The 10,998-nt window shown below is 69.2% G+C and carries 8 protein-coding genes; 3 read left to right on the top strand and 5 right to left on the bottom strand.

The window, feature by feature from the left end:
- Window positions 1-17: 17 nt before the first annotated feature.
- The gene (locus ABD156_RS23580; RefSeq protein WP_344277493.1) at window positions 18-2,306 is read left to right on the top strand and encodes a glycosyl hydrolase family 95 catalytic domain-containing protein; all 2,289 of its coding nucleotides are present in this window, start codon (window positions 18-20) and stop codon (window positions 2,304-2,306) included.
- A gap of 1 nt (window position 2,307) precedes the next feature.
- On the opposite strand, the gene ABD156_RS23575 is transcribed toward ABD156_RS23580, so the two are convergent.
- The 5 genes from ABD156_RS23575 to ABD156_RS23555 form a co-directional block, all read right to left on the bottom strand.
- Window positions 2,308-4,038 (bottom strand): FAD-dependent oxidoreductase, encoded by a 1,731-nt coding sequence (locus ABD156_RS23575; protein ID WP_344277490.1) that lies wholly within the window; start codon window positions 4,036-4,038, stop codon window positions 2,308-2,310.
- Complete coding sequence (locus ABD156_RS23570; RefSeq protein ID WP_344277487.1) at window positions 4,035-5,951, bottom strand: maleylacetate reductase and hydroxyquinol 1,2-dioxygenase domain-containing protein; 1,917 nt, start codon at window positions 5,949-5,951, stop codon at window positions 4,035-4,037. Before ABD156_RS23570 ends, ABD156_RS23575 begins: the two co-directional genes overlap by 4 nt.
- Before the next feature lie 94 nt (window positions 5,952-6,045).
- The gene (locus ABD156_RS23565) at window positions 6,046-6,927 is read right to left on the bottom strand and encodes a helix-turn-helix domain-containing protein (protein ID WP_344277484.1); all 882 of its coding nucleotides are present in this window, start codon (window positions 6,925-6,927) and stop codon (window positions 6,046-6,048) included.
- 42 nt (window positions 6,928-6,969) lie between these two features.
- Complete coding sequence (locus ABD156_RS23560) at window positions 6,970-7,794, bottom strand: NAD-dependent epimerase/dehydratase family protein (protein WP_344277479.1); 825 nt, start codon at window positions 7,792-7,794, stop codon at window positions 6,970-6,972.
- Between the two features lie 84 nt (window positions 7,795-7,878).
- Window positions 7,879-8,676 carry an IclR family transcriptional regulator gene (locus tag ABD156_RS23555; RefSeq protein WP_116199354.1) on the bottom strand — a complete coding sequence of 266 codons (798 nt, stop codon included), beginning with the start codon at window positions 8,674-8,676 and terminating at the stop codon, window positions 7,879-7,881.
- Window positions 8,677-8,805: 129 nt separating this feature from the next.
- Here ABD156_RS23555 and ABD156_RS23550 point away from each other — a divergent pair, with 129 nt between their 5' ends.
- Window positions 8,806-9,738 (top strand): 5-dehydro-4-deoxyglucarate dehydratase, encoded by a 933-nt coding sequence (locus ABD156_RS23550; protein WP_344277474.1) that lies wholly within the window; start codon window positions 8,806-8,808, stop codon window positions 9,736-9,738.
- On the top strand, window positions 9,738-10,994 hold the full coding sequence (locus ABD156_RS23545) for a glucarate dehydratase family protein (RefSeq protein ID WP_344277471.1): 1,257 nt from the start codon (window positions 9,738-9,740) through the stop codon (window positions 10,992-10,994). Before ABD156_RS23550 ends, ABD156_RS23545 begins: the two co-directional genes overlap by 1 nt.
- Window positions 10,995-10,998: the final 4 nt, after the last annotated feature.

Raw genomic sequence — 10,998 nt, 5'->3', positions numbered from 1 at the left:
CGAGGAGGTTGGCGGACATGGACATCTCGCGCCGGACAGTGCTCGGCGGAGCCCTCGCGGGGATCGCCGCCGGAGCGGTCGGGCTGTCCCCGGCCAGTTCGGCGGAGATGAGCGGCGACAGCGTCGACTGGGCGGGTTTCCTGGCGACCGCTGACCTTCGCTGGCGGCGGATGCCGAAGACCTGGTACGAAGGACCGTTTCTGGGCAACGGTTTCCTCGGCTCCGGCATCTACGCCGAACCCGGTCGCAACGCGGTCCGCTTCAACGTCCAGCACAGCCAGGTGCAGGACCATCGGCCGCAGTTCGGGTCGCTGTTCGGCCTGGCGCGGCTGCCGATCGGGTACTTCACCCTCGAACCGGTCGGCGCGATCACCGGTCTCGACTGGCGGCTCGACGTCTGGAACGCCGAACTGACCGGCACCATCACGACCGCGGCGGGCAGCCTGGAGCTGCGCGCGATCGTCCACACCGGACAGTCGCTGCTGGCAGTGGAGGTGCGGCCGTCGGAGGGCGAACGCGGGTTCCAGTGGGTGTTCCATCCGGCGAAGGCGATCAGCCCGCGAGCTGATCCGGTGTGGAAGAAGCCGCCGCCAGACGGATACGCGGAGAATCCGCCGGTCCAGTTGCAGCAGGCGGGCGACGCGCGTCTTGCGGTACAGCCACTGCTGGCGGGCGGCGAGCACGTGACGGCTTGGCGTGAGGTGACCAGGGGCAGCGCGCAGACGTTGTACACGTCGGTCGCCTGGTCGCATCCGGAGAAGACCTCGGCGGCCCGGGCGTTGCACACGGTGCGGCGCGCGAGTGCGCTGGACGTGTTGACCTGGGACCACCGCCGTTGGTGGCACGATTACTACCGGCGCAGTTTCCTGTCCATTCCGGACACCCGGCTGCAGAGTTTCTACTGGATCCAGCTGTACAAAGTGGCGTCAGCCGCGCGGAGGGAAGCGCCGGTGATGGCGACTTCCGGCCCGTGGCTGGAAAACACGCCGTGGCCCGCGACGTGGTGGAACCTCAACGTGCAACTGGAGTACTGGCTCATCCAGGGCTCCAATCACCTCGAACTCGACGCGGTCAGCTACGCCCTCGGCAAATACCGGGATCGCCTGACCAGCCAGGTCGCGAAGCCGTACCAGGCCGATTCCGCGGGCATCCCGCGCACCACCGACATGACGCTGCTCAACGGCCTCGCCGACTCCACGAGCGGCTACCCGGTCGGCATTCCCGGCCAGGACACGCCGACGCCCGAGGTCGGCAACCTCACCTGGGCACTGCACAACGTCTGGCTGACCTATCGGCACACCATGGACCGCCAGCTGCTGCGCGACACTCTGTTCCCGTTGCTGCGCAAGGCAATCAACTACTACCTGCATTTCCTCGCCCCAGGCCCGGACGGACGGCTGCATCTCCCGGCGACCTTCTCGCCCGAGTACGGCGTGAACGCGCCGGACACCAACTACGACCTCGCCCTGATCCGTTGGGGCTGCAAGACGTTGCTGGACACCGCGCGCGAATTGCGCATCGCCGATCCGCTGGCGGGGAAGTGGCAGCAGGTGCTCGCCACGCTCACCGACTATCCAGCCGACGAGAACGGCTACATGATCGGCGCGGGCGTCCCGTTCGCCAAATCGCACCGGCATTACTCGCATCTGCTGCAGATCTACCCGCTTTACGAGATCACCTGGGAACAGCCGGAGCATCGCGAGATCATCGAAACCTCGCTCGATCACTGGGTCGGCTTCGAGGGAGCGTTGCAGGGCTACACCTTCACCGGCGCGGCGTCGATCTCCGCGCAGATGCTTCGTGGCGAGAAAGCCGCGTATTACCTCGGCGAACTGCAGAAGCGTTACATCCAGCCGAACACGATGTACAAGGAATCCGGTCCAGTCATCGAAACGCCGTTGTCGGCGGCGAAATCCATGCAGGACATGCTGGTGCAGAGCTGGGGCGGCGTCATCCGGCTGTTCCCGGCGGTCCCGGACGCGTGGGGTGACATCGCGCTGCGCGACTTCCGTACCGAAGGCGCGTTCCTGCTCAGCGCTTCCCGATCCGGCGGGAAGACTCGCTGGCTCAAGGTGCACAGCGAGGCTGGCGCACCTTGTGTGCTGCGGCCAGGAATCGAGGGCGACTTGACGGTGACGGACGCTTATGGCCGTCCGCGACGCTGGCGGCGGTTGTCCAATGGGGACGTCCAGATTGACCTTGGCCGCGGTCAGGACGCATATGTGTACCGCCGCGGCGACCGGCCGGACTTCACGATCCGGCCGGTCGCGCCGGGCGGGGCGAGCGATCCGTGGGGGATGCCGTGAACTAGCGGTCGAGGAGACTGCGGAGCGCCTCCGCCAACCCGTTCCCGGCAGCGGGTTGGCGCCAGGCGACGTAGCCGTCCGGCCGGATCAGGAGGCAGCCTTCTTCCTCGATACCGCTGATCCGCGCCCAGTCTCCGTAGGAATCGCGGGCCTCGGGCGAACCGACGGTGACGACCCCCAGGTCCAGTCCGAGGTCTGCCCCGGCTTTCGCGGCGGCATCGCACCAGGCGCCACCGGTGAGTCCAGTGAGGACAGTCCACCGCCCGCGGCCGACTAGATCCAATGTGGATACTCGGCGACCGTCGGAGCCGACGAGCCAGACGTGCGGAAGTTTCGCACCGGGAGCGGTCGTGGGCCGGTGGTACAGCTCAGGATCCCGGACCGGCTCGACCTCGGCGCCATCCGGGATGACTGCCGAAGAGACGTACCGCTGATCCATCTCCACACCGTGCGCGTTGAACTCGTAGTTCTTCAGTTCGATGGCTGCCTGCAACTGCTTTCGCCGCAACGCTCCGTCCTCAGTGGCGGCGGTGCAAGCGGCGAGACCCGCGGTGATGGCGTCCGAATCGGCGTCGCCGTCGACGCCGAGCGCGGCGAAGATCGGCCCGAACTGATCCCGGCTGAGGTTCGCCCGGTCCACGATCTGCTTGCCGACCGGCGCTCGCTCGGCGCTGTAGCTGTCGAGAAGTCCTTCGCCCGCCTCGCCGCGGACGACCATCGCGAGTTTCCACGCCAGGTTGTACGCGTCCTGCACCGACGTATTGGACCCGAGCCCGTTGGACGGCGGATGCCGGTGCACCGCGTCGCCCGCGCAGAAAACGCGGCCGGACGAGTACTGCGTGGCATAGCTGTGGTTGACCGTCCACAGTGACGTCGAGGTGATCTCCACCGGCAGGTCCGGATCTCCGACGAGGTCGCGGACGATCCGCGTCGCCTCCGCGCTGTCCACTTCAGGCGGTGGCTGCGCGATGTCGTAACCCCAAGTCAGCAGCCATTCGTTCCACGGCCGGACCATCCGGACCAAACCCATCCCGATGCCGCCGAGGTGCGCGCCCGGCCGCATCACCCAGTACAGCACGCTCGGCCGGTGCGCGACGTATTCGGAAAGGTCCGCGGTGAAGGTGATGTTCATGCTGCCGGCCTTGCCGGACTGGCCGTCGATCGGCAGCCCGGCCTGCTCGGCGACGCGGCTGCGGGCGCCGTCCGCGCCGATCAGGTAGCGGGCGCGGAGGGTGAACTCGTCGCCGCGAACCCGGTCCCGCAGCCGCGCGGTCACGCCGTCGGAATCTTGGGTGAAGTCGAGGAATTCCGTGTCCAGGCGCAGTTTCGCCCCGCGAGCGGCGGCGTTCGTGACCAGGATCGGTTCCAGATAAGTCTGCGGCAGGTCGATCATGTGGCACGGGCTCGCCGACGTGTACTCGGTCGCGGAACGGTCGGCGGTGCCCCAGCTGGCGATCCGGCCGATCTCTTCTCCGGCGAGCGACGTGCACAGCACGGTGTCGCCCATGAGTTCCGGGGGAGTGCCTTGCGCGAGCGCCTGGTCTTCGATGCCGAGGTCGCGCAGGACCTCCATCGTCCGCTGGTTGGTGATGTGCGCGCGGGGCGTGTGCGCGGTCCAGCCGTACTTGGTCGCTAGAACGGTGCGCACGCCGTAGGTCGCGAGCAGCAGTGCGGCGGAACCGCCCGCCGGGCCGCTGCCGACCACGAGGACATCGGTGTCATAACTGGTCATTGCTGGTTCCCCGGGGAGATGCGGAAGGTGAAGTCGAGGCGGCGCCAGGGTTCGCGCCCGTCCGGCGCGGGGCCGGTCTGCTCGGCGAAGTCGACGATCAGGCCGTCCTTCACGCCGAACACGGTGTCCGAATCGAGGTAGTCGCCGCCGCGCACGAACAGCTGGGTGACGAGCGTGCGGTAGCCGGGTTTGGCGATCATGAGGTGCACGTGCGGCGCGCGGAACGGATGCCGCTCGACGGCGGTGAGCATCTGGCCGACCGGTCCGTCGTCCGGGATCGGATACGCCGACGGCACGATCGTCCAGAACCGCAGCCTGCCTTCGGCGTCAGTGCGGAAGCGGGCGCGCAGCACCGGACCGTCCAGGTCGGGCAGCTGGACGTCGTAGAAACCGTCCTCATTGGACTGCCAGACGTCCACGACGGCGTCCGGCACCGGGGTTCCGTCCGGTTCGGTCACCTGGACATCAGTCCACAGTGGAGTTCCCGGCAGTCCTTCGGCGAGATCCGCGCCCTGCTCGGTTTCCGGCGGGCCTTCGACGTAGAACGGGCCTAGCACCGCCGACGGCGTGGTGTCCGGCGTGCGCGAATTCGTGAGCACGTCGACCACGCTCGAAACGCCGAGGGTGTCCGAGAGCAGAATGAATTCCTGCCGCGTGTCCGAGCTGATCTGCCCGGTGCGGGTCAGGAAGCTAATCGCGTACTCCCACTCCTCCTGCGTGAGATCGGTGCGCACGACGTAGGAATGCAGCGTGCGGACCAGTTCGGACAGCAGTTCGCGCAACCGAGGGTCGGGTGTGCTAGCGAAACTGTCCACGACCTCCTGGGTAAGCCCGCGCAGATCCGGCGGCGTGCCTTCAGCCGGGGCTGGGCGGGTGCCGGACCAGGCGTGTCGCAACAGGTCTTCGATGCCGTCCCGGGTGAGCTCGCGCGGATTGGGATACGGCGCGGCGGTGGCCAGCTCGGCGGCCTTGGCGAGATCTCCTTCGGCCAGACCGATTTCGGCCAGCGAATGCGGCACCGGCAGGCTGGCGATCAGGTCGAACACCGCCGTCGGGGCGTCCGGGGCACCGAGCGCTTCGGCGATCCGCCGCATCGCGTCGACAGCGTTCGGCGCGTTGTACGCCATGGCGTGCGGAAGGACGATCGTGTGCGTTTCGGCGTGCGGCAACCCGAAACTGCCGCCGAGCGTGTGGCACAGCTTGTGGTGCAAGCCCATCCCGACCGAGCCGAGGCACGAACCGGCCAGCCACGCGGCGCGCAACGCGTCCGTCCGAGCGTCCACATCGGACGGATCGGCGGCGATCCGCGGCAGCGCGGCGGCGAGCAACCGGATCGCCTCCAGGGCGAACTGGTCGACGATCGGGTTCGCCTGCGCCGAGTAGAGCGCCTCGACCGCGTGCGCCATCGCGTTGACGCCGCTGGTCAGCGAGGTCGGCACGGGCAGGCCGAGGGTGAGGTCGACGTCGTAGACGACCACCTCGGGCAGCACTTTCGGCGACGACTGGGTGGTCTTGCGGCCGTGCTCGGTCTGGCCGACCACCGGCGTCATCTCGGACCCGGCATAGGTGGTCGGCACGATGACCTGCGGGATGTCGGTGCGCAGCGCGAGCGCCTTGGCCAGCCCGGTCGCCGACCCGCCGCCGATCGCGACCACGCAATCCACGGAGTGTTCGGCGACCAGCGCGAGCGCGCGTTCGGTGACATCGACCGGGGTGTGCATGGCGGGCTCGCCGAAGCGGGCGGCGAGCAGCGGGCCGAGCGCGTCGGCGGTCTGGCCGGCCGCCTTGGCGGCGGACTTTCCGGCCACCAGCAGCACCCGGCTGGCATCGAGCCGCTGCACCTCGTCGGGGACGACGGCGAGCGTGCCGCTGCCGAACACGACCCGGGCCGGGTTGGCGGTGTAGGTGAACATCGACGGTCCTTCCACGCGGGTACGTCGAGTATCCGGGTGGCGAGGACCTGGCGCCTGCACAGACGTGCTGAGCGGGCTGCACGAAACGCGCGCGTCAGCCGTCCCGGCGAAGCGCGGCCGGCGTCGTGCCCAGGTGGGCGCGCAGGACTCGGGTGAGGTGTTCCTGGTGAGAGAAACCGCAGCGCACAGCGATCTCGGCAATCGGCTCGGTACCGGTGCGCAGCAGCAATCCGGCTTGATCCACGCGCAGCCGCAACAGGTACCGATGCGGCGGCAGCCCGGTGCGTGCCTTGAAGCGGCGGGCGAACCGGCTGACGCTCAACCCGGCCGTCGCGGCCAGCTCAGCCAGCCCGAGCGGTTCGGCCAGCCGTTCGTCCATCAGCTCGCGCACCTGGGCGAATTGCCGGTCCGTCAGCGCCTCGACCGACCGCGGCGCTGCAGGAACGCTCCGCCCAGACCGGTGCTGACGCGCGAGCTGCGCGGCCACCAGTGCGCCGAGCTGATCCGCGTACGCGCGAGCGCCCGGCTCCCACTCCCGCACGACGCCGTCGAGCGCGAGAACGAGCTGTTCGAGTAGCGGATCGACACTGCCGAGCTCGTCGGCCAGCCGGACCGGAGCGTCCGATCCGGCGGCCTCCTGCACCGCCGAATCCGGCAGGTACACGTGCAGCGTGTCCAGCTCGCCGCCGAGTTCCACCGACAGTTCCTGGTGCGACGGCTGGAGGAAGAGCCCGCCCGCCGGGATCCGCCGGCTGCGTTCGCCGGGCGACCCGACGCCGCGGCGAACGGTGACCGGACCGGCCAGGTGCAGGATCAGCTGGTGCGTGCGAGCGGGCCCGAACTCCGCGCGATACGGCTGTTCGCGCTGTTTGGACAGGTAGATCCGGTCCCAGCCGAGACCCGCGCTGGTGCGTTCGGGGCGGATCCACGGCAGGGAAAGGATGCCGTTCGTGTCGGCAGGCCCCAGCTCGCCCACGGCGTCCTCCTCTTCGAGGGTCCCCGTGGGCGAGGGTACCTCTCAGAGCGGGTTGAACACGCCCAGCGGCGCGGTGCAGAACGGCCCGCCGATGTACTCGGCGGCTGCCCCGGTCGGCGCGGGCTTGTCGGCCAGCTGGTCGGCGTAGACCTCGGCGTTGTCGTGGGACTTGTAGCCCAGCGCCTCGGCCTCGGCGAGCGAGTAGACGCGGCGGGTGTTGTCCGAGACGCCCCAGATCATCCGGTAGCCCGGCGACGGTGCGCTCAGGCACGCCTCGAACAGCCGCGCCCCGTCGTCCGGCGACAACCAGCTGGTCAGCCCGCGGATGCCGAGCGGCAGCGGGGTCTCGAAGCACGAGCCGATGCGGATGACGATCACGTCCATGTCGAACCGCGACGCGTACAGGCTGCCCAGCGCTTCGATAGCCGCTTTGCTTACGCCGTAATAAGTGTCCGGGCGGGTGCTGGAGTCGGCGGGCAGCCCGCTCTCGCCCGCGTCGGCGTTGCGGCGGAATCCGACGGCGTGGTTGCTCGACGCGAGCACGACCCGGCGGATCCCGGCTTCACGGGCGGCTTCGAGGACGGTGTGCGTGCCGTTGATGTTGACGTCGAGGGTGGCGTCCCACGACGCCTCGCGGCTGAGCCCGCCGAGGTGGATCAACGCGTCCGCGTCCGCGCAGGCCGCGGCCATCGCTTCGGGGTCGGTGACCGAGCCGGTCACGATCTCGACCGCTTCGCCGTCCTCGGCGGCGGGCTGCTCGGCGAGGTCGAGCAGCCGCAGCACCCGGCCGTCACGGCGCAGCCGCGGCCGCATCAGGGTGCCGACGACGCCGGCCGATCCGGTGATCAGCACACGCTGGTCTGGCATGGATTTCCTCTCACGAAAGCCTCGTGAGTGCCTATGCCGGCGCTAACCGGCGTAAACACTCACGAGGGGCACGGGTGGCGGCGGTCAGCGGATTCCGGCGCGGCGCAGCTGCTGGCCGAGCTCGGCGGTGGTCTCGGCCAGCAGCTCGCCGACGCGCTCGACGTCGGCATCGGTGACCTTGCCCAGCGGCATCGAGCAGCTCATCGCGTCGGTGCCGGGAATGCGGTACGGGATCACCGCGGCCACGCAGCGCACGCCGAGGGTGCCCTCTTCGATCTCGGCGGCGTACCCGCGTTCCCGGGTGCGCGCGAGGTCGGCGTGCAGCGCGTCGAGCGTGGTGATGGTGTTCGGGGTGAGCGCGACCAGCTCCTCGGGCATGAGCGCCTCGACCTCTTCGTGGGTCAGCTCGGCGAGCAACGCCTTGCCCAGCGCGGTCGCGTGCGTGGGCAGGGTGCGGCCGACGCGCGAGATCAGGTGCGTGGAGTGCTGGGACTCGCGCGTCTCCAGGTAGACGACCTCGGTCCGGTTGCGGCGCGCGAAATGTGCGGTGAAGCCGGTCTTCTCGCGGATGCGCTCCAACGCTTCGGTGGCGTAGGGGACGATCGCGTCGCGGTCGAGGTACGCGGTGCCGCAGATCAGCGCGCGCACGCCGAGCCGGTAGCGCGCGGAGTTCGCGTCGGCCTCCAGCCAGCCCGCGTCCAGCAGGGTGCGCAGGAGTCCGTGCAGACTGGAGCGAGGGAACCCGGTGCGCGCATGGAGATCAGACAGCGACAGCCACACGTCGTTCGCGGCGAACGTCTCGATCAGGTCGATGGCGCGCCGCGCCGACTTCACGCCCGCGGACTCCGCGGGAGCGGTGGCGGGGTCTGTCTTCTGCGCCATGCGCGTCCTCCAACCGGGCCGTTGACTTGTGAGTCCGGCCATATTAGCGTCCCGAACAGCGTTCTTGTGGGTGAACATAGTCACGATAACAGACTCCATTCAAGAATGTGAACATTGGAGCAGAAACTGATGGCACAGACCGCAATCGAGCTGGACGGCTTGCTGGCGTTCCCGCTGACCCCCTTCACCGAAGACCTCGAGCTCAACCTCGACGGGTTCGCGGAGAACGTGGAGAGCCACATCGCCGCCGGTGCGGGCGCGCTGTTCGTCGCGTGCGGCACCGGGGAGTTCAGCTCGCTGTCGGTCGACGAGGTCGCCGCGCTGCTGGCCAAGGCGCGCGAGGTCGCTGGTGGGCGAGTGCCGGTGTGGGTCGGCGCGGGCGGCGGCGCGGCCACTGCGCGCGCGGGCGTCGCGGCGGCACAGGCGGGCAACGCCGACGGCGTGCTGCTGCTTCCGCCGTACCTGGTCACCGGGCCGCAGGAGGGGCTGGTCGACTACGTGCGTTACGCGGTCGGCGACACCTCGGTGCCGGTGATCGTCTACCACCGCAGCACGGGTGTCTTCACCGCGCCGGCCGCGGCGAAACTGCTGGACCTCCCGTCGGTGGTCGGGATCAAGGACGGCTACGGCGACGTCGAAGCGATGACCCGGATCGTCACCACCATCCGCGCGCTCGGCACGCAGCGTTCCGCGGACTTCTTGTTCTTCAACGGTTTGCCGACCGCCGAGGTGTCCGCGAAGGCGTACGCGGCGGCTGGCGTCGCGCGGTACTCCTCGGCGGTGCACTGCTTCGCGCCGGAGATCGCGCACCGCTTCCACCGTGCGCTCGCGGAGGAAGACAACGCGACGATGGACGCGCTGCTCGCCGGGTTCTACCTGCCGCTGGTGGCGTTGCGCGACGAGACGCCTGGCTTCGCGGTGTCGCTGGTGAAGGCCGCCGCCCGGCTGCGCGGCGACAAGGTCGGCACCGTCCGGCCGCCGCTGATCGAGCCGACCGCCGAGCAGATCGACCGGCTGGGCAAGGTCGTCGAGAACGGTTTCGCCGTGCTGAAAGGCCTCTGATGAAGATCCGGGACGTGGTGCTGACCCCGGTTGCCTTCGCGGACGCGCCGCTGCTCAACGTGATGGGCGTGCACGAGCCGTTCGCGTTGCGCAGCGTGGTGCAGGTGGTGTGCGACGACGGGGTGGTCGGCCTCGGCGAGTCGTACGGCGACGAGGCGTTCCTCGGCGAGGTGCGCAAGGTGCTGCCGGAACTGGCCGGACACGACATCTTCGACCTGCCGGGCCTGAAGCGGATCATCGCGCGGACGCTGGCCGGCACGGTGCTGACCGACGAGCACGGCCTGATCGGCGGGTTCTCCATCCGCAAGACGATCGCCAGCGTGTACTCGCTGTTCGAGGTCGCCTGCCTGGACGCGCAAGGACAGTACCTCGGCCGTCCCGTTGTCGACCTGCTCGGCGGCAAGGCTCGTGACGCCGTCGATTTCTCCGCGTACCTGTTCTACAAGTACGGCGCGCACATTGGCGCGGATGAGGACAGCTGGGGCGACATCCTCACCCCCGAAGCGCTGGTCGGCTCGGCTCGGCGAATGGTCGACGAGTACGGGTTCCGCTCGATCAAGCTCAAGGGCGGGGTTTTCGCGCCAGAGGAGGAGATCGAGGGGATTCGCGCGCTCGCTTCGGCGTTCCCCGGGCATCCGCTGCGCATCGACCCGAACGCGGCGTGGACGCCCTCGACGAGTGTCCGTGTGGCCGCCGAACTCGACGGCGTGCTGGAGTATCTCGAAGACCCGACGCCAGGTATCGAGGGCATGGCGGAGGTTGCGCGCGAGGCGAGCATGCCGTTGGCCACCAACATGTGCGTGGTGAACTTCGGCGACCTGGAGCCCGCGTTCCGGGCGCGCGCGATCGGCGTTCTGCTGTCCGACCACCACTTCTGGGGCGGGATGCGCGACACCCAGGCGCTGTCGGTGGCCTGCGAGAGCTTCGGCGTCGGGCTGTCCATGCACTCCAACAGCCACCTCGGCATCAGCCTCGCCGCGATGGTGCACGTCGCGGCGGCGACCCCGCACCTGACGTATGCCTGCGACACGCACTGGCCGTGGAAGACTGCCGACGTGATCGAACCGGGCGTGCTGGATTTTGCCGACGGAGCGGTGGCGGTGCCGGACCGGCCCGGGCTCGGGATCACGCTGGACCAGGACGCGCTCGCCAGGGCGCACGAGGACTATGTCCGATGTGGACTGACCAAACGGGACGATGTGACGTACATGCGCAAGTACACGCCCGGCTTCGAGCCGAACACGGCGAGGTGGTGAACCG

It is taken from the genome of Amycolatopsis albidoflavus (genome assembly GCF_039525725.1).
GTDB lineage: Bacteria > Actinomycetota > Actinomycetes > Mycobacteriales > Pseudonocardiaceae > Amycolatopsis > Amycolatopsis albidoflava.
This window is presented reverse-complemented; position numbering and strand designations above follow the sequence as displayed.

Excerpts from the sequence above, each read along its gene's own strand:
- ABD156_RS23580 (WP_344277493.1), top strand. The coding sequence starts at position 18 with ATGGACATCTCGCGCCGGACAGTGCTCGGCGGAGCCCTCGCGGGGATC.
- ABD156_RS23575 (WP_344277490.1), bottom strand. The coding sequence starts at position 4,038 with ATGACCAGTTATGACACCGATGTCCTCGTGGTCGGCAGCGGCCCGGCG.
- ABD156_RS23570 (WP_344277487.1), bottom strand. The coding sequence starts at position 5,951 with ATGTTCACCTACACCGCCAACCCGGCCCGGGTCGTGTTCGGCAGCGGC.
- ABD156_RS23560 (WP_344277479.1), bottom strand. The coding sequence starts at position 7,794 with ATGCCAGACCAGCGTGTGCTGATCACCGGATCGGCCGGCGTCGTCGGC.
- ABD156_RS23555 (WP_116199354.1), bottom strand. The coding sequence starts at position 8,676 with ATGGCGCAGAAGACAGACCCCGCCACCGCTCCCGCGGAGTCCGCGGGC.
- ABD156_RS23550 (WP_344277474.1), top strand. The coding sequence starts at position 8,806 with ATGGCACAGACCGCAATCGAGCTGGACGGCTTGCTGGCGTTCCCGCTG.
- ABD156_RS23545 (WP_344277471.1), top strand. The coding sequence starts at position 9,738 with ATGAAGATCCGGGACGTGGTGCTGACCCCGGTTGCCTTCGCGGACGCG.